This window comes from Exiguobacterium sp. s183, from assembly GCF_018617655.1.
Lineage (GTDB): Bacteria > Bacillota > Bacilli > Exiguobacteriales > Exiguobacteriaceae > Exiguobacterium > Exiguobacterium aestuarii_A.
The window spans coordinates 134,032-159,062 of the sequence record NZ_JACSKN010000005.1 but is presented as its reverse complement, the minus strand read 5'-3'; the positions used below and the strand labels follow the sequence as shown (position 1 = coordinate 159,062).

General features: G+C 47.6%; 23 protein-coding genes and 1 riboswitch. Of the genes, 17 read left to right on the top strand and 6 right to left on the bottom strand.

Going from position 1 to position 25,031, the window contains the following annotated elements; all coding sequences use genetic code 11:
* Positions 1-5: 5 nt before the first annotated feature.
* The 7 genes from dapA to KNP62_RS12660 all read left to right on the top strand — a co-directional run bounded on the left by dapA (position 6) and on the right by KNP62_RS12660 (position 6,307).
* A complete protein-coding gene (gene dapA / locus KNP62_RS12690; protein ID WP_214785756.1) occupies positions 6-887 on the top strand; it encodes a 4-hydroxy-tetrahydrodipicolinate synthase in 882 nt (293 codons plus the stop codon).
* The gene (dapB, locus tag KNP62_RS12685; protein WP_214785755.1) at positions 884-1,633 is read left to right on the top strand and encodes a 4-hydroxy-tetrahydrodipicolinate reductase; all 750 of its coding nucleotides are present in this window, start codon (positions 884-886) and stop codon (positions 1,631-1,633) included. The genes dapA and dapB overlap by 4 nt, the downstream gene beginning before the upstream one ends.
* The gene (dapD, locus tag KNP62_RS12680; protein WP_074032983.1) at positions 1,611-2,318 is read left to right on the top strand and encodes a 2,3,4,5-tetrahydropyridine-2,6-dicarboxylate N-acetyltransferase; all 708 of its coding nucleotides are present in this window, start codon (positions 1,611-1,613) and stop codon (positions 2,316-2,318) included. The genes dapB and dapD overlap by 23 nt, the downstream gene beginning before the upstream one ends.
* A 49-nt stretch (positions 2,319-2,367) precedes the next feature.
* Entirely contained in the window at positions 2,368-3,294 is a 927-nt protein-coding gene (locus KNP62_RS12675) for a branched-chain amino acid transaminase (RefSeq protein ID WP_214747408.1), read from the top strand.
* A 14-nt stretch (positions 3,295-3,308) separates the two neighbouring features.
* Positions 3,309-4,397, top strand: coding sequence for an alanine racemase (gene alr / locus KNP62_RS12670; RefSeq protein ID WP_214747405.1), 1,089 nt, complete (start codon positions 3,309-3,311; stop codon positions 4,395-4,397).
* Complete coding sequence (lysA, locus tag KNP62_RS12665; protein ID WP_214785754.1) at positions 4,367-5,659, top strand: diaminopimelate decarboxylase; 1,293 nt, start codon at positions 4,367-4,369, stop codon at positions 5,657-5,659. The genes alr and lysA overlap by 31 nt, the downstream gene beginning before the upstream one ends.
* A 93-nt stretch (positions 5,660-5,752) precedes the next feature.
* Positions 5,753-6,307 carry a nitroreductase family protein gene (locus KNP62_RS12660; RefSeq protein WP_251125705.1) on the top strand — a complete coding sequence of 185 codons (555 nt, stop codon included), beginning with the start codon at positions 5,753-5,755 and terminating at the stop codon, positions 6,305-6,307.
* Between the two features lie 98 nt (positions 6,308-6,405).
* Here KNP62_RS12660 and KNP62_RS12655 read toward each other — a convergent pair whose 3' ends face one another.
* Both KNP62_RS12655 and KNP62_RS12650 read right to left on the bottom strand, forming a co-directional pair.
* Entirely contained in the window at positions 6,406-6,591 is a 186-nt protein-coding gene (locus tag KNP62_RS12655; RefSeq protein ID WP_214696806.1) for a hypothetical protein, read from the bottom strand.
* A gap of 109 nt (positions 6,592-6,700) precedes the next feature.
* Positions 6,701-7,237 (bottom strand): gamma carbonic anhydrase family protein, encoded by a 537-nt coding sequence (locus KNP62_RS12650; protein ID WP_214785752.1) that lies wholly within the window; start codon positions 7,235-7,237, stop codon positions 6,701-6,703.
* A gap of 119 nt (positions 7,238-7,356) precedes the next feature.
* Between KNP62_RS12650 and ade the strand changes: the two genes are divergently transcribed.
* From ade to KNP62_RS12635, 3 genes are all read left to right on the top strand, one after another.
* Positions 7,357-9,066: an adenine deaminase gene (ade, locus tag KNP62_RS12645; RefSeq protein ID WP_214785751.1), complete on the top strand. Its 1,710-nt coding sequence runs from the start codon at positions 7,357-7,359 to the stop codon at positions 9,064-9,066.
* 118 nt (positions 9,067-9,184) lie between these two features.
* Entirely contained in the window at positions 9,185-9,469 is a 285-nt protein-coding gene (locus KNP62_RS12640) for a hypothetical protein (protein ID WP_015880753.1), read from the top strand.
* 57 nt (positions 9,470-9,526) lie between these two features.
* A riboswitch (Lysine riboswitch) is annotated at positions 9,527-9,701 on the top strand.
* A 112-nt stretch (positions 9,702-9,813) separates the two neighbouring features.
* A complete protein-coding gene (locus KNP62_RS12635) occupies positions 9,814-11,406 on the top strand; it encodes a Na+/H+ antiporter NhaC family protein (RefSeq protein ID WP_214785750.1) in 1,593 nt (530 codons plus the stop codon).
* A 364-nt stretch (positions 11,407-11,770) separates the two neighbouring features.
* On the opposite strand, the gene KNP62_RS12630 is transcribed toward KNP62_RS12635, so the two are convergent.
* The gene (locus KNP62_RS12630) at positions 11,771-13,396 is read right to left on the bottom strand and encodes a peptide ABC transporter substrate-binding protein (protein WP_214785749.1); all 1,626 of its coding nucleotides are present in this window, start codon (positions 13,394-13,396) and stop codon (positions 11,771-11,773) included.
* A gap of 223 nt (positions 13,397-13,619) precedes the next feature.
* Between KNP62_RS12630 and KNP62_RS12625 the strand changes: the two genes are divergently transcribed.
* Positions 13,620-15,023 carry a basic amino acid/polyamine antiporter gene (locus KNP62_RS12625; protein WP_214785748.1) on the top strand — a complete coding sequence of 468 codons (1,404 nt, stop codon included), beginning with the start codon at positions 13,620-13,622 and terminating at the stop codon, positions 15,021-15,023.
* Between the two features lie 18 nt (positions 15,024-15,041).
* On the opposite strand, the gene KNP62_RS12620 is transcribed toward KNP62_RS12625, so the two are convergent.
* Positions 15,042-17,096, bottom strand: coding sequence for a sensor domain-containing protein (locus KNP62_RS12620; RefSeq protein WP_214785747.1), 2,055 nt, complete (start codon positions 17,094-17,096; stop codon positions 15,042-15,044).
* A 155-nt stretch (positions 17,097-17,251) separates the two neighbouring features.
* Between KNP62_RS12620 and KNP62_RS12615 the strand changes: the two genes are divergently transcribed.
* From KNP62_RS12615 to KNP62_RS12605, 3 genes are all read left to right on the top strand, one after another.
* Positions 17,252-18,454 (top strand): ornithine--oxo-acid transaminase, encoded by a 1,203-nt coding sequence (locus tag KNP62_RS12615; RefSeq protein ID WP_214785746.1) that lies wholly within the window; start codon positions 17,252-17,254, stop codon positions 18,452-18,454.
* Between the two features lie 82 nt (positions 18,455-18,536).
* Entirely contained in the window at positions 18,537-18,929 is a 393-nt protein-coding gene (crcB, locus tag KNP62_RS12610; protein ID WP_214785745.1) for a fluoride efflux transporter CrcB, read from the top strand.
* Entirely contained in the window at positions 18,926-19,267 is a 342-nt protein-coding gene (locus KNP62_RS12605; RefSeq protein WP_214785744.1) for a fluoride efflux transporter FluC, read from the top strand. The genes crcB and KNP62_RS12605 overlap by 4 nt, the downstream gene beginning before the upstream one ends.
* A 36-nt stretch (positions 19,268-19,303) precedes the next feature.
* Here the strand turns inward: KNP62_RS12605 and yhfH are convergent, their stop codons facing one another.
* Complete coding sequence (yhfH, locus tag KNP62_RS12600) at positions 19,304-19,462, bottom strand: protein YhfH (RefSeq protein ID WP_214747372.1); 159 nt, start codon at positions 19,460-19,462, stop codon at positions 19,304-19,306.
* Between the two features lie 152 nt (positions 19,463-19,614).
* On the opposite strand from yhfH, the gene KNP62_RS12595 reads away from it, so the two are divergent.
* Positions 19,615-19,977: an ArsR/SmtB family transcription factor gene (locus KNP62_RS12595; protein WP_214747369.1), complete on the top strand. Its 363-nt coding sequence runs from the start codon at positions 19,615-19,617 to the stop codon at positions 19,975-19,977.
* Positions 19,978-20,085: 108 nt separating this feature from the next.
* Positions 20,086-22,131 (top strand): heavy metal translocating P-type ATPase, encoded by a 2,046-nt coding sequence (locus KNP62_RS12590; RefSeq protein WP_214785743.1) that lies wholly within the window; start codon positions 20,086-20,088, stop codon positions 22,129-22,131.
* A gap of 41 nt (positions 22,132-22,172) precedes the next feature.
* Here the strand turns inward: KNP62_RS12590 and KNP62_RS12585 are convergent, their stop codons facing one another.
* Positions 22,173-22,796, bottom strand: a complete 624-nt coding sequence (locus KNP62_RS12585) for a hypothetical protein (protein WP_214785742.1) — start codon at positions 22,794-22,796, stop codon at positions 22,173-22,175.
* A gap of 151 nt (positions 22,797-22,947) precedes the next feature.
* On the opposite strand from KNP62_RS12585, the gene KNP62_RS12580 reads away from it, so the two are divergent.
* Positions 22,948-25,017, top strand: a complete 2,070-nt coding sequence (locus KNP62_RS12580) for an alpha-amylase family protein (RefSeq protein WP_214785741.1) — start codon at positions 22,948-22,950, stop codon at positions 25,015-25,017.
* Positions 25,018-25,031: the final 14 nt, after the last annotated feature.

The window sequence follows — 25,031 nt, the reverse complement described above, 5'->3', positions numbered from 1 at the left end:
ATGACATGTTCACAGGAGTTGCAACAGCACTAGCGACACCGTTTCAAGAAGATGGGCAGTTAAACATAGAGGCATGGACGGCGTTGATTGAAGACCAAATTCAAGAGGGAGTCAGTGGACTCGTCATCGGCGGAACGACCGGTGAAGGGATGACACTGACGAATGAGGAATTCGAGACTTTGCTCGTTCGAGCAGTAGAGGTCGCTAACGGTCGAGCGGTCATCATCGCGGGAACGGGATCGAACAACACGGCTGTCAGTATCGAAAAAACGAAGCGCGCCGCAGAACTTGGAGCGGAAATGGCGATGGTCGTTACCCCGTACTATAACAAGTCGACACAAGCTGGGCTCCTTGCTCACTTTACAGCAATCGCAGATGCATCACCGATTCCGCTTATGCTCTACAACGTCCCGTCACGGACTGGCGTCGCCTTAGCACCTGAAACGGTCGGGGAGCTCGCAGAACATCCGCGTATCACGGCCTTGAAAGAAGCGAGTGGAGATATTTCGGTCATGGCACAGATGATGGCTCACCTTCCGGAAGGGTTCACCGTTTATTGCGGAAATGACGATCAGATCTTGCCATATATGGCTTGGGGCGCTCAAGGGGTCGTTTCAGTGTTATCAAACGTTTACCCGGGTGCGACCGTCGCCTTAGCAGAAGCACTTTTAGCAGGTGATCTTCAGACGGCGCGCACATGGCAATTACGCCTCCTCCCCGTCATCGACGAACTTTTCGCAGAAGTGAATCCGATTCCTGTGAAGGCTGCACTTCAAGCGAGAGGGTTTGAGTTTGGTGCGCCACGCCTTCCGCTCGTCCCGATGAGCGCGACGGCCGAAGCGAAATTGCTATCGGCGATGGAGCAGTTTAACGAGGTGAGACAATGAATGTACTCATCCACGGGTTTGGTGCGATGGGACGAATCGTCGAAGAAGTCGCCAACGCGCAAGGCGTGAACGTCTCGGCAATCGTATCACCGGGAAGTGACGAGCATCTGGCATCATTAGACGAGGTAGATGCTCATATCGACGTCGTCATTGATTTTTCAAATCCGGCATTACTTCCTGACTTGCTTGCATTCGGACGGTCACGCAACATTCCGCTCGTCATCGCGACGACAGGATTCACACCTGAGGAACTTGCAGCGATTGAAGAAGCATCATCAGACATCCCGATTTTTCAGTCGTATAACACATCGTATGGGATTGCTCTGTTGAAGCAGTTACTCGATCAACTCGTTCCGCTCACGCTCGGCTATGATATCGAGGTCATCGAGGCGCACCACCGAAAGAAAGTAGACGCACCAAGTGGCACTGCGGAGCTGTTGGCCCGCGCCATCGAAGCGAAGCGAGAGGTGACACCGATTTACGAACGAACATCACGCCGGGAAGCGCGTGGCGCCGAAGAGTTAGGGATGCACTCGATTCGTGGGGGCACAATCTTCGGGGAGCATACGGTGCTTTTCGCTGGAGATGATGAAATGATTGAATTGAAACATACCGCGTTATCCAAACGCGTGTTTGCAAACGGGGCCCTTGCTGCAGCAGCAACGATTATCGATCGCCCAGCAGGACTTTATAATCTATCGAACTTATACGAGGAGGCTACTCATGTTACTCACAAACGCTTATGAAATCGCACAATATATTAAAGATGCTAAAAAGGAAACACCGGTAAAACTTTACGTCAACGGCCAATTGGCAGGTCTTGAAATCGAAGAAGCGAAAGCATTCGGTACAGACGAGTCGAAACTGTTCTTGACGACGGCGGAGCGCGCAGCAGCTTTCTTAGAAGCGAATGCGTCTGTCATCACCGATTCACACCTTGAATATGATCGTCGCAACAGTGCCGTTCCGATGCTCGATACGACACAACTCAACGCACGAATTGAACCAGGTTCGTTTATCCGTGACCACGTTCAAATCGGAAACAACGCTGTCGTCATGATGGGGGCTGTCGTCAATATCGGTGCAGTCATCGGAGACGGTTCGATGGTCGACATGAACGCCGTCATCGGAGCACGCGGTACGCTCGGAAAAAATGTTCACCTCGGAGCAGGTGCCGTGGTCGCCGGTGTCCTTGAGCCACCTTCAAAAGATCCAGTCATCATCGAAGATGGAGTCATGATTGGAGCGAACGCTGTCATCTTGGAAGGGGTTCGCGTCGGCGAAAATGCGGTAGTCGCAGCTGGAAGTGTCGTCACGCAAGATGTGCCTCCAGGTGTGGTCGTCGCGGGTACACCGGCACGAGTCATCAAACAGAAAGATGAAAAAACTTCTGAAAAAACGCAACTTGTTGATGACTTACGCTCTCTCTAACGTATAATAGACAGAAAATATAAACAATGAGGAATGGGAGAGTTGCATTATGGAACAGTATGGACAATGGATGTGGAAAGACGGGGCTTGGATTGAGCCGACTGACGCAAACACGAGTATTATGACACACGCGATTCACTACGGAAGCGGGTTCTTTGAAGGGATTCGCGCGTATCACACGGAGGAAGGCCCAGCCATCTTCCGCTTACGTGAACACTTGGAGCGACTCGTTCGCTCGTGTGCATACTACCACGTCACGCTACCTTACACGGTAGACGAACTCGAACAAGCAACGATGGAATTGATTGAACGAAATGGATTTGAAGCATGTTATATCCGCCCGTTCGTCTTCCTCGGGACACCTTGGCAAGCACTTATGCCGACAGCAGAGACGAAGGTACATGTTGCCATCTCGTGTTGGCCGCTCGGCGAATATTTCAGCAAAACAGTCGGGATTCGGGCGAAAGTAGCCTCGTATCGCCGCGTATCTTCTACGATGATGCCGATGCAAGCGAAAGCCGCATCGAACTATATGAACTCTCAGTTACTAAAAGGGGAAGCGCTTCGTGATGGATTTGATGAAGCGATCGCCCTCGATATGAACGGAAACGTCAGTGAGGCGAGCGTCGCGAACATCTTCCTCGTCAAAGGGAAGACAATCACGACACCGTCGCTCGATTGCTCCGTACTCGATGGCATCACGCGTCAGACGATTATGCAACTTGCGCGTGAAGCAGGTTACGAAGTCGTGGAACGTCACATCGGGCGCGATGAGCTATACGTAGCCGATGAGATCTTCTTGACGGGAACGGCAGCCGAGGTGACGAGCGTCATCGAGGTCGATCACATCTCAATCGGTGGCGGCGTCCAGTCGGTCGCGACAGAAATGTTGACACGCTATCGTGAGGCCGTATCAGGACAACTTCCGGAACACCGTGATTGGGTTACGTTTGTAAAATCAGCAGTCAAAGAGTAAAGGAGTTTTGAACGATGGGAGTCACAATTGACTTGAATGCGATTCGCGAGAACAAACGTCGGATTGAAGCGCTCGGGCGCCCCGTGTTTGCGGTCGTGAAAAACAACGCCTATAACCTAGGGATGGAGCCAGTTGTGACGACTTTGTATGATGAAGGGGTCCGTCACTTCATGGTGACAACAATCGAAGAAGCGATCGAAGTTCGAACGCATGCAGCATCGGCTCGTGTCCTCGTCATGAATCCGGTCTATACGTGGCAACACGTCCATGCCCATGACTTTGATGTCGCCATCGGGTCATATGAATGGCTCGTCTCACAGCGAGAGCATCTCGATGGGGTTCGCCTACACTTAAAACTAGATGTCGGGATGAACCGATTCGGTGCCAAAACGTTTGAAGAAGCGCTACAAATCGTCGCCTTCTGTCAAAATGAAGGATTGGACCTCGTCGGATTATGTACGCACTTCCCGCTTGCGGATGCAGATAACGCGGAAGTCGAGCATAGCGTGCAAGTCGAACGTTTTGCCGACTGGTCGACGCGTTTGATGGAACGTCATACGTTTGAATTGATCCATGCGGCAAATAGTGCAGCCACGCTTCAAGATGACGCGCGCTTGCATCATTGCACACATGTGCGTGTCGGAATTTTCTTATATGGCTATTCATCGGTCGAACCGGTGGAATGGTTGGTTCCCGCTTTCTATTGGGAGACGGAAGTGGTCGCGGTCCATGACATCGAAGCGGGGGCTCATGTCGGATATGGGACGGGATACACAGCCGAAACGAAGGAGCGAATTGCCGTTCTTCCTGTCGGATACGGAGATGGGTTAATGCGAGCGAGACGTCACTTGCCTGTTCATATTGAAGGGAAAGCCTATCCGTTCGTCAGCAATATCTTTATGAGTCATAGCTTCATCAAAGTGGACGACGACGTACAAATCGGCGATCGGGTCACACTGTATGGGGTAGAAACGAAAATCGATGACGTGACACGTGTTGGTTACGCCAACAATTCAGAACAGCTCTGTGCTCGTTCATGGCGTGTCCCCCATCGCTTTGAAGGAGGAATTGTATGTACACCACCAATCAATCAGAATGTTTGATCGAAGGTGTGTCCGTCCGTGAACTTCAAGCGACGTACGGGACACCTTTATACATCATGAGTGAGCCAGAACTAGAGCGTCGCCTCGGGATTGTCCAGGATGCGTTCCTAGACAAGTATCCGAACACGTATGCGTTATACGCGTCAAAAGCGTTATCGATTGCGGCCGTGTATGAAAAAGTAATGGCGGCAGGTTTAAGTGTCGACGTCGTCTCAAGGGGTGAGATGTACGTGGCAATGCATGCCGGTGTACCGGCAGAGCGCATTCACGTCCACGGGTCGAACAAAACGATTTTGGATATCACGTTCGCACTCGAACAGGGGATTACACACTTTACCATCGACAACATGCGTGAAATCAGCATCTTGTCAGGACTTGCGGCTGAATATAATCGTGAAGTCGATGTTCTTCTCCGCATCGTGCCTCAAGTCGTTGGAGGTGCCCATGCGGCGATTCAAACGGGTGGGGTTGATACAAAATTCGGTTTTCCGACGCATGACGATACGTATTTGGATGCTGTTCGTGCGACGTTGGAAGCGGAACATTTACAGTTGAAGGGCATTCACTGTCACGTCGGTTCTCAAATTCAAGATCCGACCCTCTTCATCAACACGGTGAAGACGATGGTGCGCTTCATGGATACGATTCGTCAAGAGACCGGCTATACGACGGATGTGTTAAACATTGGTGGTGGCTTCGGTGTCGCTTACTTGGATGAAGACGAGCGTCTCGACTTCGCACAAACGATGGAGCGTGTGATGGAGACGTTGGTCGAGGAAGTCGAGGCACGTGAATTGCCACTTCCGAAAATCGGGATTGAACCTGGTCGTTGGCTCGTCGCCAATGCAGGCGCCACGCTTTATGAGGTGGGAACCGTCAAAGAAGTGAGTGGCGTACGCACGTTTGTGTCCGTCGATGGTGGGATGACAGATAACATTCGTCCGGCGCTATATGACGCAGAATATGAAGTCGTGGCAGCGACTCGGATGAATGAAGAGAAGACGCTCGAGGCAAAAATTGTCGGAGCGTGTTGCGAGTCGGGAGACATCATCTCGAACCGCTCTTTGATCCCTCCTGTCACACCGGGTGATTTGCTACTCGTCAAAGCAACGGGAGCGTATAACTTCTCGATGGCGAGCAACTATAACCAAATGCTTCGTCCTGCCGTTGTATTCGTCAAGGATGGGCATCATCGCCTCGTCGTACGTCGCCAAACGTTTGAAGACTTGGTGGCATGCGAGGTCATTGGCCAATCGATTTAAGGCTACAGAGCAATCTGTAGTCTTTTTTTGATTTTGAAATGAGAACGTTTTTCAATTATGATAGAGAAGAGAAAAAAAGGGGAAGTGACGGTCATGACAAAGACAGCAGCACAACAGTTAATTGAAGAAAGACGCACCGTTCGTATGTTCAAAGAAGAACCGATTGATACGAAGGTGCTATATGAGGTGTTGCAATCGGCACACCACGCACCGTTTCATAATAAAGTCGAGCCATGGAACGTGTATGTGTTCAACGGGGATGGCAAACAAGTGTTACTCGATGCGCTTGAGCCAGCCTTCTCGGAGGCGTCAGAAGGACAGCGTGAAAAAGTGACAGGACGCATCTTGAATGCAGCAACGTGTATGTATGTGACGGCAAAACGATTTGAGACGGAAAAAGGGAATCGTGATGCGTTGCTCGCGACGGCGACATTTATTCAAAATGTTCAACTCTTATTCAGTGAACGTGAGATTGGAATGGTCTGGCGTACGGGTAGACTATTTGACGATGCGCGTTTGAAAGAAATGATTGGAGCGGAAGGGGAGACGTTTATCGGTCTTCTGCAAATCGGAAAATATGACACAGCAGATATCCCTGCACCGAAAGCACGACAGCCAATTGATGCACACCTGACCATTTTCGAATAAAAAAGCGAGCGAAGGGAGAATCCTTCGCTCGCTTCATCTATATATCGCTCATTTTTTTAATTTAGTTGCGAGCCAATCTTGAATCACAGGTGTTGGAATCATCCAGCCGTTCCTCCATTTTTAGAATCTTCTTCTCTACTATTATCCAAATGCATACGTTCCCAAACCTCACGATGTGCACCATGGAGTGTGTCATCGAAAGAATCATCGATATGAAGGCCATAACTTGGGTTAATCGATGAGGCATACAAATCTAACATGAGTTGATCATGGTTCGGATACATAGAGTGGGCTCCTTTCAATACGTCAGCTTGGCTACACTATTAGTATACAAAGGAACTGTGTAGAAAATTCGAGAGAAACGTTAACATTTTATGAATCTTGTAAACGCTTTCAAAAACTGTGTGTTTCGCTTACAGGTACGCACGACTGTTGGTACTGCTCAGCACGTTTCGCATACTTCTTAACCGTTCTCTCCATGATGAAGCGGTCTTCGTCGTTCAGAGGACGGACGACTTTTGCTGGTACGCCCATCACCATCACCCCTTCAGGGATTTGCATATTCGGTGTCACAAGCGCACCCGCAGCCACGAATGACCCTTTCCCGATTTTTGCACCATCGAGCACGGTAGCGTGCATCCCGATCAAGCAATCCTCTTCAATCTCGCACCCGTGAATCATCGCCATATGACCAATTGAGACACGGTCATGGATAATGGTAGGTGAACCCTCATATTGATGGATCATCGAACCATCCTGAACATTGACATAAGAACCGATTCGAATCGGACCCTCGTCTCCACGGATGACGGTGTTGAACCATACTCCTGAGTGTGCCCCGATTGTCACATCACCAATGACATGTGATCCTGGTGCAAGATAAGTCGTCGAATCGACGTGTGGTGTCAGTTCTCCTAGTTTGTATTGCATCGTTGTAACCCCTTTCAGATCGATATGCTATCATTGTCGCACAACTTGAAAAAGAAATTGCAACGAAAAGAATATTCTTGGTAAGATAGTTAAAATACGTTGAATAAGGAGATCAAAAGATGGAGAAACAACATTTGATTGACATCGCCGCAAAGAAAAAGAAAGCGGCCGTCGTCTTTAAAGATGTCGCTGTGATTGACGTGTACAGTCGTGAGACGATTCGTACGGACGTCGCCATCGATGCAGGGTATATTGTGGCAATTGGGGAAGGATACGATGGAGAGGTCGAATACCACGACCCGACTTGGACGCTTGCCCCGTCCTTTATCGATTCGCACGTCCATATTGAGTCGTCGATGGTCCCACCTCATGAGTTTGCGAAAGCGGTCTTGCCGCTCGGGGTCACGACGGTCATTGCGGACCCGCATGAGATTGCGAACGTGAATGGGGCGCTTGGGATTGAGTATATGTTAGCGGATGCGAAAGGGCTACCACTCGATGTCCGCATGATGTTACCAAGCTGTGTGCCGGCGACGCCATTTGAACATGCGGGTGCAAAGTTGTACGCAGAGGATTTGGCACCATTTTTAGGAGACCCTGGGGTGCATGGATTAGGTGAGGTCATGGACTATCCTTCGGTCGAAGCAGGAAGCGAGGATATGCTTCAAAAGATTGCACAGACGGAACAAGCGGGCAAAGTAGTGGATGGCCATGCTTCGGGTCTCAACCCTGATCAATTGAATGTATATCGTTCAGCAGGAATCATGACGGACCATGAATGTACGACTGCGGAAGAGGCGATTGAACGGGTAAGACGTGGGTTCTACGTTCAGATTCGGGAAGGCTCTGTCGCGCGTAATGTGGAGAAGGTCAGTTTGGCCGTGACAGAAAGCAATGCCCATCGTTTCCTCTTCTGTACAGACGATAAGCATTTGGATGATTTGGTCGCAGAAGGTGGGATTGACTACAACATTCGCACAGCAATCAAGCAAGGCGTTAAGCCAGAGACGGCCTATGCGATGGCGAGTTTACACGCTGCAGAAGCCTATGGATTAAAAGAGATCGGGGCCATCGCACCTGGGAAGAAAGCGAACTTCGTCATCTTGTCAGACGTCGAATCGGTAAAAATCGAGCAAGTGTACGTTAACGGTACGCTCGTCGCCGAAGCGGGGAATGCGACATTTGACGCTAATGGGATTGAAGTGCCAAAACCGATGAAAGGTGAACTCGCTTTACCTGAATTGACTGCCGACTCGTTCCGCCTTGCCCCGAGCGACGAGGAAGTGGATGTCATTCAAGTGCTTCCGAACAGCTTGTTGACGAAACGACAACGTCTCTCGTTCCAACCGGATGCGTCAGGGGCAGATTTAGCTCAGGATATCGCCACGCTCGCCGTCATCGAACGTCATCATGGGACAGGTCACATGGCGCTAGCTCCTGTCACAGGATTCGGGTTAAAACGAGGTGCACTTGCAGCTACTGTTGCCCATGACAGCCACAACTTGGTCATCGCTGGAGTCAGCCCGGAAGATATGTTACTCGCAGCGAGAACACTTGAAAAAGTAGGCGGAGGAGTCGTTGCCGTATCGGAAGGGGAAGTGCTCGCCGTTCTCCCGCTTGAAATCGGTGGTCTCATGACGAAACGTCCTTATCGTGAAGTCGCAGATATTCTCGAACAGTTAAATGATGCGCTCGACGTTGTCGGTGCACACCGTCACTTTAACCCATATTTGACGATGTCATTCCTTGCCTTACCGGTCATTCCAGATTTGAAATTGACCGACATGGGATTGTTCGACGTGACCACTTTCTCATTCATCAACGCTTGACTCGGTCTAACGTATGATTTTTGTTAAGAACGGTCGATAACGATTGAATGACTGACAGGAAGTTGGTATAGTTACGACAAGTTTCATCGGGTCAAATTTGAAAGGGGGGATATTACAGATGGAACAAGTTGCTTACAATCGGTCGTATGATGAACATGAGGAATTGATCAATTCTGTATATCGTGCTTTCAAGGACCGATGTGAAGAACTGCCAGAAGAAACACAGACGAAACGCCGTTTACGGCGACTCATCTTTTCTACGATTAAAGAACAGACGAAGTCTCACGCTGACCGATTCGTGTTATACCACTTCTTCAACGATTTCTTTAAAGCAGTAGAGACGAATGACCAAGAAGCGCTTGCTGTTTTGAAGCGAATCATTCGTGATGAAAAAAACTATTGATATGTGACGTCAACTTGTGATAATTTAGACGTAACTTTAAATGAATATTCGTGCTATCGATGAGGTAGAGGTGCGATGCTGATGAGTAAGTAGTCGGAGGATGACAACGATGAGGACTACAAAAAGGCAGGATCGCCGAAGTGCAACACCATGTCCGTGGGGTTGTGCTGGGCTGACGGGAAACACCCGTCGGACTGCCATACATATTTACGTATGGAGCGCTCCAAGTCGGCTAAGAAAGACGGAACATCCAGCGAGGGTGTCGGCTTTGTTGCCGATGCCCTCGCTTTGCGTTTTTTTAAGCATAGGGGGGCCTCATCCTAATAAAAAAGGAGGAATTCAGCATGGTAGATTATTCAACTTCGGTACTTTCACTCGTACCGGCATTACTCGCAATTATTATGGCCATCACAACAAGAAAGGTCATCCCATCACTCGGTGTCGGGATTATCGCAGGGGTACTTCTCTTGCATAGTTTCAATCCACTTGATTCGATTCAATACTTGTGGTCGAACATTATCGCCTTATTCTGGTCGGATGGAGCCATTAACGAATGGAACGTCTTGTTGATTGCGTTCTTGCTCCTTCTCGGTATTTTATCATCCATCATTCAAACGTCGGGTGGGGCACGCGCATTCGGTGAATGGGCTGCTGCAAACGTCAAGACGGCACGCGGTGCGCGTCTCGTATCGTTTGGACTTGGTATTTTGATCTTTATCGATGACTACTTTAACAGTTTGGCGGTCGGGAACATCAGTCGCCCACTCACAGACCGTAAAAATATCTCACGTGCGAAACTTGCGTACACGATTGACTCAACAGCAGCACCTGTCTGTGTCATCAGCCCGCTTTCAAGTTGGGGGGCGTACATCATCGCCATCATCGCTGGAATTTTGACAAAATATTCGATTGATAGCTACTCATCATTCTCTGCGTTCATTCAAATCATTCCGATGAACTTCTATGCCGTCTTTGCACTCTTGTTGACAGCGTATGTGGCCTTCACTGGGCTTGCAATCGGACCGATGCGTACGCATGAACTCCGTGCCCTACAAGGTGAATTGTATGATTCAGCAAAAGGGAAGCCAATGGGAATGAGCGAAGATTTGCATGAACACGAAGGTGGGAAAGTTCGCGACTTGATCGTTCCAATCATCACACTCATCATTGCAACTGTTTCGGCAATGCTCTACACAGGTGGACAAGCACTTGCAGCAGACGGTCAGAACTTCTCATTGATTGGGGCGTTCGAATCAACAGATGTAACGCGTTCACTCGTCGCAGGTGTCGTCATCAGCTTGATTGTCGCACTCCTTCTTCTTGTCGGTCGTAAAATCCCGGCGCGTGACTATGGAAAAGCGGCATGGGAAGGCGTTCGTGCGATGTGGCCAGCCGTCCTCATCCTCTTGTTTGCTTGGACAATCATTGCAGTCATCAGTGACATGAAGACAGGTGAATACTTGGCGAGCTTCGTCACAGATACCATCGCCGCTTCGTACTTGCCACTTCTTCTCTTTTTGATTGCAGGGATCATGGCATTCTCGACAGGTACGAGCTGGGGAACGTTTGGTTTGATGCTTCCGATCGGGGCAGACTTGATCATGGCAGTTGAACCAGAGCTTCTTCTTGCATCACTCGCTGCTGTATTGGCCGGTGCGGTGTTCGGTGACCACTGTTCGCCAATCTCGGATACAACGATTCTCAGTTCGACAGGAGCTGGCTCACACCATATCGATCACGTGGTGACACAATTACCATATGCAATCCTTGCAGCAATCGTCTCAGCAATCGGATACTTGGTACTTGGAATCACAGCATCGATTTGGATTGGGTTCTTCGCGGCATTGATCTCGTTTGTGGTACTAGTGGGAATCGCGCAAGTGATTTCAAAACGTGGAAAAGTACCTGCTGACATTCGCGCACAGCGTGAGGCTTAATAGATGAAAATGACTTCCATCGATTTGATGGAAGTCATTTTTTTGTGATTGTCACTACATAAATGAGGCGGTCGAACAGTCTACCGAGAATGAACCAGAAGGAGACTGTCATGATGTAAAGTGCTGACTGAGGCAGGGAGGTCGGATGGATGATGTGTGAGGAAAACCAGGGTGTCTCAAGCAACCAGAATGGAGGCGAAGATAAAAACAATAAGATGTTCTTGTCATCCAATCCAGAAATATTGAGGATGCAGATTACGGTAGCCAATAAGGTGAGCCATAGCGTCCAACTCTTCATCAGTTAAATCCCTTTCACCACAGAAAAACATCCTTGATCCGTATAGGTATCAAGGATGTTATCTCATTATTTGACGTCAAGCCACTTGAAGCTCGCATCGGCACCGAACGGGTGACGATACATGTTTTCGATGTTTGAACGCTCTAAGTATGCTTCACCTTTTTGGTAAATCGGAGCGATTGCGAAGTCTTCTTCAAGAAGGATACGTTCAGCTTCTTGCATTGTTTCCCAACGCTTCATCTGATCGGCTTCTTTCTTCGCTGATTGGATCAATTGATCATACTCGTCGTTTGAGTACTCCATACGGTTGAATGGTCCGTCTGTGACCCACATGTCGAGGTATGTCATTGGATCCTGATAGTCAGGGCCCCATCCAGCAGCAGAAACGTCATATTCACCTTTTCCTTCGAGGTCAAGGAAGTTTTTGAACGGTTGCTGTTTGATGTTAAGTGTCAAACCAGGCAAGTTCTTCTCGAGTTCACCTTTGATGAACTCGTTGACTTTCTTGAACGCTTCTTCGTCACGTGAGAGGAATTCGAGCTCGACTGTTTCGACTCCTAACTCTTCAAGACCTTTCTCCCAAGCGGCTTTCGCTTCATCAACATTGTAGCTGAGGAGGTCTGGATGCTTCTCACGGAAATCAGCGCCGTCTTCTGTGAACGTGAAATCTTTCGCCACGATGTAGTTCGCTGGTTGTGAACCGTCCGTCAAGATGACATCTGTCACACTTTGTTTATCAAATCCTTTGGCAAGTGCCTCACGAATGTTGACGTTTTGAAGCGCCTCGTTCTTTTGGTTGAAACGAAGGAAGTTGATCCGTGCATCGGCACGCGTCTTAAATTCATCGCTGTCTTCAAATTGTGGAACGAATTCAGATGAGAGAAGCGTGTAGTCCGCTTCGCCTGACTCGAACAAGTTGACACCCGTCGATACGTCTTTTACGACTTTGACGTTGATCGTATCCATCTTCACGTTTTCAGCATCCCAATACTCTGGGTTTTTCTTATAGACCCATCCTGCATTGTCTTGCCATTCGCTCAACACATAAGGACCGTTATAGAGCGTCTTGTCGACAGAAGTCGCGAATTCTTCGCCTTGTTCTTCGACGTACTCTTGTTTTTGCGGCATGTATGTTGGGAAACCAGTCAATCCTAAGAAATATGGTGCTGGTGCTTCCAACTGAACTTCAAGTGTCTTCTCGTCGATTGCTTTCGCACCGAGATCGTCAAGAGACGCTTCGCCTGCAAGGATTTTGTTTGCATTTTTTAAGTCTTGAAGGATATACGCATACTCGGCACCTGTTTCTGGATTGAGTGCGCGTTTCCAAGAGTAGACAAAGTCTTCAGCTGTAATCGGTGAGCCATCTGACCAGTTCGCGTCACGTAGTTTAAACGTGTATGTAAGACCATCCTCTGATACTTCGACATCTTCGGCGATCCCTGGTGTCGGTTGGTTGTTCTCGTCTAGACGATATAACCCTTCGAACACGTTGTTCGTCACGATAATCGATGTCGAGTCCGTCGTAAGTGTTGGATCGAGCTGTGGCAAATCTGTCGCCGATACCATCGTAATTTCTTTTTTAGCATCGCTTGAAGATGAATCCTCCGAACTCGATGAGTCGTCTCCTGTACTACAAGCTGCTGTCGCTAATAAAGCGACCCCCGATAAAGCTAGCCATTTTTTGTTACGCATCATACAACCTCCCGAAAATTCTGATAATTTAGAATATGTTGTAATTAAACTACATCTAGGATGAATATGCAATGGAATTTTTCAAATTATTCGAAAATATAAACTTATTTAGAATGTCTATCCCTGAATCCTTTTAGGAAGTAGAATAGAAAAATCGACGAATGATTATACAGTATATTTGTATAGTTATTCGGTAAGATTATAGATTGGTGGAGGCGTTAATTTGAAACAACATTCAGCCGGAATCGGCTTTTTCGGTCTTGCGGCCATGGTCGTCGGGACAATGATTGGTGGAGGTGCCTTTAATCTCCCAGGTGCTATGGCGCAAGGGGCAGGAGTAGGACCAGTTTTAATCGGATGGGGGATTACGGGGGTCGGGATGATCATGCTCGCCTTCGTCTTTCAGTTTTTAGCGGACACACGTCCGGAGTTAGAAGGTGGCATTTACGCCTACGCGCGGGAAGGATTCGGTAAATTCGTCGGGTTTAATAGTGGCTGGGGTTATTGGATGTCTGCTTGGATTGGGACAGTGGCAAACATTACATTGATTTTTAGCACGTTGGCATACTTTTTCCCTGTGTTCTCGGCAGAACATCGATTGTTCCGTTTATTTGTCAGTGCGATTTTGGTGTGGGGATTATCTTGGCTCATTTCCCGCGGCATGCGGGAGGCGGCACTGTTGAACATTGTCACAACAATCGCGAAGCTCGTTCCGATTTTCTTGTTCATCGTGCTCATCCTCTTTGCTTTCCAGATTGACACGTTCCAGGTCGACTTTTGGGGCGAGTCGGGATTTGTTTGGGCAAATGTTTTCCCTCAAGTGAAGTCTACGATGCTCGTGACATTATGGGCGTTCGTCGGTATTGAAGGGGCAGTCGTCTTATCCTCGCGCGCGCGTCAGAAAAAAGATGTGGGTCGAGCGACAGTGATCGGGTTGATTGGCACATTGTTGATCTATATGATGATCTCGATTTTCTCGTTCGGTGTCATGACACAAGAGCAACTTGCAGCATTACCGGAACCGTCGATGGCATATGTATTAGAAGCGGTCGTTGGACCGTTTGGTGCGACATTGATCAATATCGGGTTGCTCGTCTCATTGACAGGCGCCTTGCTCGGATGGACGATTTTGGCGACAGAAATTTCGTATGTCGCCAGTCGAGATGGTGTCTTCCCGAAAGTGTTCAATCGACTGAACGCAAACGACACGCCAGTGAACGCATTATTCATCACACAAGTGTTTACGCAAATCGTCACAGCTGTTGCATTATTCTCGGAGCAGACGTATCTTGTCTTGTCGAGTATCGCCGGGATCGCAGCACTCGTTCCATATCTCTTCTCGGCACTTTATGGATGGATGGAAGCGAAGCGGACAGCATCGTTACGGATGATGGTGATCTCTGCCATCGCCTCGTTATACGCCACATGGCTACTGTATGCATCGGGAATCGAATACGTCCTGATTGCGATGATTCTTTACGCACCTGGTGTATTTGTCTTTCTTTTAGCAGAGCGGGAACAGGGACGCCCGTTCTTAACACGTACGCAGTCGATCATCGCCGTCATTATTTTGTTGTGTGCCACGTATGGCATATATGGTCTTTCGACATCATCGATTGCATTATAAGAAAACTCACCAAACGCTTCATGCGTTCGGTGAGTTTTTTGATGACCGGAGTAATTGTTCGATTGCCTCTGGAGAAGCAGGCCTTGCATACAGGTAACCTTGGAATGAATCACACGCGGTAGACTTTAAATGCTGAAGCATCTCTTCGTCTTCGACTCCTTCGGCCACAACGTGAAGGTTTAAACTTTTCCCGAGATAGACGATCACGTCGAGTAAGTGAGATTTGGATGTCATCCAATCGTCGAGGAACACTTTATCAATTTTGAGTTCATCGACTGGGAATGACTTCAAATACTGCAAGGATGAGAATCCGGTTCCGAAATCGTCAATCGACAGTCGGTAGTTCAGTCGCTTGATCTGCTCCATGCGTTCAATGATTTCATCGGTTTGTTGCATGACCAAGCTCTCCGTAATTTCTAAAATGACATCTGATGTGTCGAGTTGGAGTTGTTGCTTGATATTTCGAAGCGTATTTAAGAAACTGTCGCTTCGGAACTGGTTTGGTGAAATGTTGATTGCCATCGAGAGAGGCTGGTCAAATTCAGCTTTCCATGTCTTCAATTGTTTTGTCGCCTCTAAAATGACCCAATTGTTGATTGGAACGATGAGCGCCATCTCTTCTGCGAGCGGAATGAACTCAGAAGGCGGGATTTGTCCCAATTCTTCGTGATGCCAGCGAAGGAGCGCTTCAAAACCAATAAGACGGTCTGTCGCCAGCTCATATTTGGGCTGATACTCGAGATAGAAATGTTTTTCTTCTAGCGCGCGATATAAGGCTTTCTCGATATGAATTTGTCTTGAGAATGCGGCATCCATATCTTTTGTCACGAATTGAATCGTACCGACCCCGATCTGTTTCCCTTTGAAGAGGGCACTTTCAGCACGTGTATACAGTTCTTCGAGTGAACTCGCAGAAGACGGATAAAATACACAGCCGACCGAAATCGAGACCATGATCGAGTGATGGTAGATTCGGAATGGACGTTGCAACTCGTGTTGCAAATGGCGAAGTGATTGAAACACTTCTTCTTTCGACTCTTCAAAGAACATGACACCGAACAGTCCGCCCGTCGGATGGAACAATAAAGCGGATTCTGGAATGAGGTGAAGTGCACGTTCCTTGATTTGGACGAGGAGCTCATTCCCGACACGAGATCCGAACGATTCGTTGATGATCTTGAAACGATCGATGTCAAATAAGGCGATGTGGAGAAACCCTTCCCGTTCATCGATTTGTTGAAGGATTGAATCGTATTGACGTAAGAAGCCTTTTTTATTGTAGAGTCCTGTTAACTCGTTTTGGTAGGCTAAGAATCGAACTTCTTTTTCGAGGCGTTTCTTTTCTGAAACGTCGAATCCGAACGCCGTATACTGAATCACATCACTTTTTTCACTCACAATCGGCACGACGGTCAAATTAAGCCAACAAGGCTCATCATCGTGCTCTTTGCATGAAATCGGCATTTCCCCGTTCCAGATGCGGTTCGTCGCCAACGACGTTAAGACGTCACGTGAAATACCATCTTGATCGTTTGCGTCATGAATGAGCTCGAACCAGTTTTTCCCGATTAATTGTTGTTCCGTTGTATCGAGCAAACGACACAAGGATGGATTGATATCGACGATTTCACCTTTTGCGTTCGTCGCCAAGTAATGGGTCGATTGTTTAATCATTTCTTGAAAATGGTGGAGCAAATTGAATTGCTCTGTACTAATGAGCGGGCCAAACCCTTTTGGAAGGAAGGCGAGGAAATAGCCATAAATGCCTTCGAGCGAAAAAGATTGCAAGTATGCGGTCGCATAGATGACGGACCCATCTTTATGTTGGAACGGCGTCATCGCCGTCGTCGAAAACGGATACTGAAGGAGGAGCGGTGTCCATGTTTTTAAAGCATGTCCTAACTGCCGAACGACAGGAAGTGGTTGATGGAGGACTTCTTCACGTTTCCACCCGAACAATACTTCGGCATGTGTATTCCATAACAGAACCGTACCATCTTGAGAAATATAACAACACGGTACAGACAAAGCATCGATGAATTGGTCTACCGATAAATCACGCAATGAAGCCACATCATTTCCTCCAATCTGTCATGCTCAATGCATATTCTAATGTCAGTGTACCTGATTTTGCCAATTCAAGGAATGCTTAAGTACGTCATTGTCAAAAGAAAGGCGGACATCATATACTGTAAGAGTAAGATAGTTTTGAATAAGGGGGAAGCAATATGTCAAAAACACATGATGTGATTGAGCTGACAGAAAAATTCGGGGCACACAACTATCATCCATTACCGATTGTTATTTCGGAGGCGAAAGGGATTTGGGTAACCGATCCTGAGGGGAATCGCTACATGGATATGTTAAGTGCATACTCTGCAGTCAACCAGGGACACTGCCATCCGAAAATCATTCAAGCACTCAAAGATCAGGCAGATAAGATTACGTTGACGTCACGTGCCTTCTACAACGATCAACTCGGACGCTTTTACGACAAAGTGGTAACGCTTACAAAAAAACAAATGGTGTTGCCGATGAATACGGGCGCAGAAGCCGTAGAGACAGCGGTAAAAACAGCCCGTCGTTGGGCGTATGAAGTAAAAGGCATTCCAGGGCAGGCCGAAATTATCGTCTGCACCGGAAACTTCCATGGACGTACGATGGCTGCTGTGTCGATGTCGACTGAAGCAGAGTACCAACGTGGGTTCGGACCATTATTACCAGGATTCAAAGTCGTACCATATGGCGATATCGATGCGTTTGAAGCGGCAATCACAGAGAATACAGGAGCGTTCATCGTGGAACCGATTCAAGGTGAGGCAGGAATCATCATTCCACCAGAAGGTTACTTGAAACGTGCATCTGAACTCTGTCAACAACACAACGTCCTGTTCGTGGCTGATGAGATTCAGTCTGGGCTTGGTCGTTCAGGAAAATGGTTTGCCATCGAGTGGGAAGATGTCACACCGGATATGTACATTCTCGGAAAAGCGCTTGGAGGCGGTGTCTTCCCAATTTCATGCGTTGCCGCGGATCAAGAAATTCTTTCTGTGTTTAATCCAGGATCCCACGGCTCGACATTTGGTGGAAACCCGCTCGCTTCTGCGGTCTCGGTCGCAGCGCTCGAAGTGTTGGAAGAAGAGAAACTTGTCGAGCGCTCACTAGAGCTAGGGACATACTTCATGGAACGTTTGAAATCAATCGATAATCCGATGATTCGTGACGTCCGTGGACGTGGATTATTTATCGGTATCGAATTGACCGAAGCGGCTCGTCCATATTGTGAAGCACTGAAAGAACGTGGACTTCTCTGCAAAGAAACGCATGAGACAGTCATTCGATTGGCACCACCTCTCGTCATTACGAAAGAAGAGCTCGATCAAGCGTTTGAAGCAATCGAAGCAGTTCTTGCTCCGGCAGCTATTTCGTAAACAGCGACAGCTTGGTATAATAACTTCAGTTGAATGGACACCTGCATGTTGCAGGTGTCTTTTTCGTGGAGGAGGGAATGAGATGCTGTACGTATACGTTGGGGTAGCTGGTGCAGTTGGAGCGTTGGCACGGTACGGACTTGGATTACTAGTCGCTTCTTTCGGAACGAGCCCGTTTCCAGTCGCGACACTCCTCATCAATTTAATTGGAAGCTTTCTGTTAGGATGGCTGACGCATCGATTCCTTCAAAGGGGAAAACCTTCTCCTCAAATCGTCACGATTATCGGAACCGGAATGATTGGATCATTTACCACGTTTTCCACGTTTAGTGTAGAAACGATTCAATTAGTTGAACATGATCATGTACTTCTCGCTGTTACATATGTATTCCTCAGCATCACACTCGGTTTATGGAGTTCCTGGTTTGGTTATCACATTGGAACAAAAACGTCGACAAGAGGTGAAGTGAAATGACGCTTCTTTGGGTTGCAGCTGGCGCTTTCATCGGTGCGATTCTCCGCTTCGCAATCGGTCAGGTCATGAAAAAGTGGTTTGATTCAACTTTTCCTTGGGAGACGTTGTTCGTCAACGTGACAGGGTCATTTGGTCTCGGGTACTTGTACGCGCACACCGATTACCAATCGCTCATCCTCTTTTTAGGCATCGGATTTTTTGGATCGTTTACGACGTTCTCGACTTTAAAACTGGAATTGATGCGGTTTGCGACAAAAGACTGGGTTCGATTCGGCCTCTATTTGCTTGCGACCTATCTGTTCGGACTTATTGCGGCTTACATCGGTTGGTCGATGTAATAACACAACACCCCTTCAATCGAAGGGGTGTTGTGTTTATTCTGCGTGTTGAAGCTTTTCTGTGCATGAAGCACATGTCGTTTCGTATGATTCGCACTGTTCGTCCATATGGTTCCCGCATTCCTGACATGTCTTATCCGGTAATTTTTGATAAAACTCGACAGATGATTCGAGTCGGCTCGCCCATTCATTCATATGAAAATGCCTCCTTCGGTAAAATGTCTGACAGTTTAGGTTGTTGTCATGATTGTATTATAACAGAAGTGTATAAGTCAACTATAATATATAACAGATATATCGATGAATTTTTGCTACACTATATACACATAAAAGACGAGGTGAGAAATATGAAAGTGCCCCAATGTGAGACGATTGGGATCCAATCAGAAGACGTACCGACGCTACAAACTGCCTTGGCACAATTGGATGCCCCGCGTGTCAGTCGGTTGTTTAAAGCGTTCGCTGACCCGACTCGTTTGAAAGTACTGTATGTCCTGACGCTCGAACATGAACTTTGCGTTTGTGATGTTGCCGCCGTCATCGGTCATTCAAATGCGACCGCATCCCATCATTTACGGACGTTACTCGAACAAGGACTAGTGAAATATCGAAAAGAGGGAAAAGTCGTGTATTATTCATTAGACGACGAACATGTCAGACAGCTTGTTGAAATTGCGCTGGCCCATAGCGAAGAACAGAAAGATGTTTGAATCCAATGACCGATCCTTTTAGGATTCGGTCATTTTTTCCTATTGTCATGAAAATCATTTCGCGTTACGATATATTCAAATGAACGTTTGAATGTTAGGGGGAGCGGAATGAAAAATCGAGACGTGCTACCTGTGTCTGGAATTACCTGCACGAACTGTGCGGCAAAAATTGAGCGGGATGTCACGAAACGCGAAGAAGTGGCATCTTGCCAAATTGATTTCGCGACGAGTCGAATGGTGATTGAATGGATTGATGTTTCTGAGCGCAAAGCGATGCTCGAGTCAATCGAGCAGACGATGAATAGAATCGAACCGGGTGCGAAGTTTATCAAAACAGATGAGGATCAAACCGAACAACGAGATACCATCCTATGGCGATTCCTTGCGGCTGCCTTTATCTTTTCGATTGCCCTTTGGATGGATTCCATCCCAGGATATATTGTGGCGTATGGGCTAGCTGGATATGACGTCGTATACGGTGCCATCCGAAATGTATGGCATCGGGAATGGTTTGACGAAAAATTCTTAATGACCATCGCGACCATCGGTGCATTCGCGATTGCTGAATATCCGGAAGCCGTAGCAGTCATGCTGTTTTATCAACTTGGAGAATACGTACAAGGGCGTGCGGTGCGCGCTTCACGGAAGTCGATTCAGTCTTTGTTAAATATGAGACCAACGCTCGCTCGCGTACTAGTTGGAGAGGAAGAAGTGGAGCGATTGCCAGAAGATGTATCGGTCGGTTCACATCTGATTGTCCGTGCCGGAGAACTCGTTCCGATGGATGGAGTTGTATTCAGTGGTGCGAGTTCACTTGATACGGCTTCGTTGACAGGTGAGGCGGTCCCTCGTCAAGTTAGAGCGGGTGAAGAGGTGTTGGCGGGGATGATCAATTTAGAGGGACGACTCGTCATCCGAACGACGAAGCTCGCTGCCGAATCGAGCCTTCAAAAGATGATTGCCCTCGTAGAAGAGGCGAACGGGAAAAAGGCAAAGACAGAACAGATGATCACCCGATTGGCGAAAGTCTATACGCCTTTTGTTGTCGTCATGGCGACAATCGTCGCATTTGTCCCACCGCTGTTTGTCGGAGACTTATCGGAGTGGGTCTACCGTGCGCTCATTTTCCTCGTCATCAGTTGTCCGTGTGCGCTCGTGATTTCGATTCCGTTAGGGTATTTTGGTGGAATCGGAGCGGGCTCTAAACAAGGAGTTCTTGTAAAAGGTGGAGAATATTTAGACGCGTTAACAGAAGTGGACACTGTCGTCTTTGATAAGACCGGAACGTTGACGACAGGACGGTTTGAAGTGACGAATGTCGTGACGACAGAAGGCGTACAAGCTGAAGAATTGTTGCACCTTGCCGCTCGCGTCGAACGAGCATCAAATCATCCGCTCGCTCAAGCCATCGTCAATCGAGTAGGAGACGTTCAGGCGTTCGAATCGATCCAAGAAGAGCCGGGATATGGTCTACATGCCCATGATGGTGATGATCATATTTATGTGGGTAGTGCCCGGTATATGAGGTATTTAGGTCAAACGATTGAGGATGTATCGATTGGGACAAGTGTTCATGTGATGAAGAACAATCGTTGGCTAGGGCGAATCGAATTAATGGATACGGTGAAGCCGGATGCGTATACTGCAATCCAAGCATTAAAAGAAGCCGGATACCGGACGGTGATGTTATCGGGAGACCGAGTCGAAGTTGCTACAACAATTGGCGAACGAATCGGACTAGATGAGGTGCGAGGCGAATTGCTTCCTCACGAAAAAGTAGAAGCGATTGAACAGATGACCTCTTCCCATAAAGTCGCATTTGTCGGAGATGGAATGAACGATGCGGCAGCGTTGGCACGGGCTGATGTCGGGCTTGTTATGGGGGGAGTCGGAAGTGATACGGCGGTCACGGCAGCAGATGTGGTCTTGATGCATGACGACCCGAACGATGTGGTCCGAGCCATCAAGCTCGGGAAACAGACAAAACGTGTCGTCTGGCAAAATATCTTCTTTGCGTTCGGGACGAAAGCGCTTGTCTTGGTATTAGGGTTATTCGGAATTGCGACCATGTGGGAAGCTGTCTTCGCGGACGTCGGTGTGGCACTACTTGCCATTGCGAATGCGACGAGATTATTACGAATGACTTCATCATGAAGAAAGGAGTGTTTCAGCATCAGTCTGAGACACTCCTTTTTCTATTCGATCGTTTCATGTTCGTGTTTAATGCGCAACAGCAAAATGGTTAGGATGACGATGATCGCAATCAATAAAAACGTGATGGTAAACAGTATTTGAGTTAAGAATGAGACTTGATTTTCAGCTGCAATCAGCTCTTTCTGGATATCTTTATACTGCATCTGCTTTAGAGACCTTAAATCCTCTAGGATAGTCTGTCGTAGTTGCGTCATCGTCTCGGCTACTGCTGTTGCTTTAACAAGGTCGCCTTCTTCATAGATGACGAGCACACGATCGGCTTCTTTTTCCCATACGGCATCTCGCTCGAGTAAATCGAGGACGGAACTCGGTGTGTCTGGGTCAGCGATGACGGACTGTTTCAACGCCTTTGCTTGCCGAGACATGCTATAGTACATCTCTAAAAAATGTCGATCTTCATAGGCGAGTAAACCACGGATTGCGTTTGCGCGTTCAATATTATAATACATGATATCCTCAATCGCCTCGTAAGAGCCGAGTTGTTCATCTTGTATGATTTCTAGCCGCTCATTTGTCTCTCTCAATTGAAAAATAAAAATACCAATGATCGAGATAGATAGCACGGATAGACTGATCCATAGTAAAATCCACTTTCGATGTGACATCGTGACCCTCCTTTCTACTCCATCGTACATGATTTTGGAAAAATCGACAGAAAATATTTTTTTGAAAAAGGAAAAAACGGGTAAATGTATAATCAATTAGTGTAAGAACTTTATACAACAGAAGACCATTAGAAGTTTAAGGAGAGTCAATATGTCAGAGAATTCATCATTACACAAGTTGTACCAGGTGTTACAAGATCAGCGTACGAACCTTACTTACGAGATTCCGAGTCTATGGAATCGAATGCGTTTTCCTTCTGAACCGATTCGTGACGGGGTCGAGCGTGTAAATCCGTATGATTTTTTAGTAGAAACAATAGAGAAAGCGATTCTTCCATATGCGGTAGAAAATCGAGCATATCATACGTCCATCGCGAGTGCAGATGGCCATTTACAGACGGGTGGCGATTGGATTAAGCGTGCCTCTGTCTATTCGATGCAAGTTCGTACATCAACTTCCTGGGATCATGATGGATCGGGTTATGTGGAGATGCAGAACTCACTAGGGATGAAAGACACAGGCACATTTGTGAAAGCGCTTACGCTCATTCCACATCTCCTTTATATGGGGATTGATACCTTATTCCTGTTACCGATTTCTCAGCATAGCCATAAAAACAAGAAAGGTGAATTTGGCTCTCCTTATGCCGTTCAAGATTTCTTTGCCATTGATGAAGAGTTAAAGGAAACGTTGACAGGCGATGCGATGACTGTCGAAGAAGAGTTTTCTGCATTTGTGGAAGCTTGTCACATGGTAGGGATTCGTGTCGTCATCGATGTCATCCCTCGGACATGTGCACGAGACAATCGACTCATTCTTGAAAATCCGGAGTGGTTCTACTGGATTCCGCTGGCCGAAGTCGATTATTATCATCCACCATCTGTGCCGGGGATTGGAGAGAATGTAAAACCAGAATTTGCTTTCTTACCAATGGTGTACAATTCAGAAGATGTCTGGCAACACTTAAGACGATTCTCGATGGCTCCGAACTTGATCGATGCCGAAAAGTGGGAGCGTGTTCGTGCTTTTCTAATCGAACATCCAGAAAAAAACGTACTCGCGACGATTGAACAGGAGTTCGGATTGACGACAGCACCTGCCTTTTCAGATTGTATCAACGATCCGCAACCGCCTTGGTCGGACGTGACTTACTTCCGCCTCTTCTTAGACCATCCGCTTGCGGCGGCACCTTATGTGAACGATGCGAACATCGCTCCTTATATTCTGTTTGATTCAATCAAGTCCAATCAATTCCGGGGAAATGTGATTAACGAGCCACTCTGGGAGATGCTCGCCGATATCATTCCACACTATCAACGCGAATATGGCATCGACGGCGCACGTATCGATATGGGCCATGCACTTCCTGTCGATTTGGCACAACGCATTTTGGCAAAACCACGATCGCTCGATTCGAATTTCAGCTTTATCGCGGAAGAATTGATTGAAGCAGGAGCATGGGCGGCGAAAGATGCCGGTTATAACATGATTATCGGATATGGCTTTTATAAAGAACCTCGATTCGAGACGCATGAGACCCATCAATTTTTATACGACTCACGCTTTTTACCACTTCCAGTATTCGCGGCAGGGGAAACAGCGGATACACGTCGCCTTGCTACGCGAGAAGGGGGACGACAAGCAAGTCGATTGTTGACAGTCCTGAACGGTTTTATGCCGAATGGCGTCCCGATGACAAACTCTGGACTTGAATTATATGAAACGCAGCCGATGAATACCGGACTCGATTGCCGTCCTGAAGAAGCGTATCAACTCTTCCCGACCGACCCGTATTTCGGAAAACTCGCGTTCTTTGATGCGTATCAGTTCCATTGGGATCATCCAGAGCGAGATGAGATGATTGAAGTGATGCATCAAGTGGCAGAGATTCGTCGCCGTTGGCTTGATGTACTCGTTGATCCGAACCATTTTGAACCACTTATTTTAGACGAGCCATTTGCACCGTTTATCGGATTCGCGTGGTTACGTCCGGAGACGAACGATACGTTGCTCGTTGTAGCGAACACAAATATGTGGGAGTCGTTACGAGGCGTGGTTTCCCTTGATGGTGTACGTCGTCGAAATTGGAATGCGAGTCGTTTTGCGGAGATGGTCTATTCACCAACTTCATGGCCATATGCGGAACATGCGTTTGATGAACAATGGAATCTCCACGTCGATTTAAAACCTGGTGAAGTCAAAGTATATGAGATGAAATGAAAAAACGCCTTGAA

What these genes read in the sequence shown, in the direction of transcription:
- dapA (WP_214785756.1), top strand. Translation starts at nt 6, where the DNA reads ATGTTCACAGGAGTTGCAACAGCACTAGCGACACCGTTTCAAGAAGAT.
- KNP62_RS12675 (WP_214747408.1), top strand. Translation starts at nt 2,368, where the DNA reads ATGGAACAGTATGGACAATGGATGTGGAAAGACGGGGCTTGGATTGAG.
- KNP62_RS12615 (WP_214785746.1), top strand. Translation starts at nt 17,252, where the DNA reads ATGTCAAAAACACATGATGTGATTGAGCTGACAGAAAAATTCGGGGCA.
- ade (WP_214785751.1), top strand. Translation starts at nt 7,357, where the DNA reads ATGGAGAAACAACATTTGATTGACATCGCCGCAAAGAAAAAGAAAGCG.
- KNP62_RS12580 (WP_214785741.1), top strand. Translation starts at nt 22,948, where the DNA reads ATGTCAGAGAATTCATCATTACACAAGTTGTACCAGGTGTTACAAGAT.
- yhfH (WP_214747372.1), bottom strand. Translation starts at nt 19,462, where the DNA reads ATGAATGAATGGGCGAGCCGACTCGAATCATCTGTCGAGTTTTATCAA.
- KNP62_RS12590 (WP_214785743.1), top strand. Translation starts at nt 20,086, where the DNA reads ATGAAAAATCGAGACGTGCTACCTGTGTCTGGAATTACCTGCACGAAC.
- KNP62_RS12585 (WP_214785742.1), bottom strand. Translation starts at nt 22,796, where the DNA reads ATGTCACATCGAAAGTGGATTTTACTATGGATCAGTCTATCCGTGCTA.
- dapB (WP_214785755.1), top strand. Translation starts at nt 884, where the DNA reads ATGAATGTACTCATCCACGGGTTTGGTGCGATGGGACGAATCGTCGAA.
- dapD (WP_074032983.1), top strand. Translation starts at nt 1,611, where the DNA reads ATGTTACTCACAAACGCTTATGAAATCGCACAATATATTAAAGATGCT.
- KNP62_RS12635 (WP_214785750.1), top strand. Translation starts at nt 9,814, where the DNA reads ATGGTAGATTATTCAACTTCGGTACTTTCACTCGTACCGGCATTACTC.
- KNP62_RS12630 (WP_214785749.1), bottom strand. Translation starts at nt 13,396, where the DNA reads ATGCGTAACAAAAAATGGCTAGCTTTATCGGGGGTCGCTTTATTAGCG.
- KNP62_RS12605 (WP_214785744.1), top strand. Translation starts at nt 18,926, where the DNA reads ATGACGCTTCTTTGGGTTGCAGCTGGCGCTTTCATCGGTGCGATTCTC.
- KNP62_RS12640 (WP_015880753.1), top strand. Translation starts at nt 9,185, where the DNA reads ATGGAACAAGTTGCTTACAATCGGTCGTATGATGAACATGAGGAATTG.
- KNP62_RS12655 (WP_214696806.1), bottom strand. Translation starts at nt 6,591, where the DNA reads ATGTATCCGAACCATGATCAACTCATGTTAGATTTGTATGCCTCATCG.
- KNP62_RS12660 (WP_251125705.1), top strand. Translation starts at nt 5,753, where the DNA reads ATGACAAAGACAGCAGCACAACAGTTAATTGAAGAAAGACGCACCGTT.
- KNP62_RS12650 (WP_214785752.1), bottom strand. Translation starts at nt 7,237, where the DNA reads ATGCAATACAAACTAGGAGAACTGACACCACACGTCGATTCGACGACT.
- crcB (WP_214785745.1), top strand. Translation starts at nt 18,537, where the DNA reads ATGCTGTACGTATACGTTGGGGTAGCTGGTGCAGTTGGAGCGTTGGCA.
- lysA (WP_214785754.1), top strand. Translation starts at nt 4,367, where the DNA reads ATGTACACCACCAATCAATCAGAATGTTTGATCGAAGGTGTGTCCGTC.
- KNP62_RS12595 (WP_214747369.1), top strand. Translation starts at nt 19,615, where the DNA reads ATGAAAGTGCCCCAATGTGAGACGATTGGGATCCAATCAGAAGACGTA.
- alr (WP_214747405.1), top strand. Translation starts at nt 3,309, where the DNA reads ATGGGAGTCACAATTGACTTGAATGCGATTCGCGAGAACAAACGTCGG.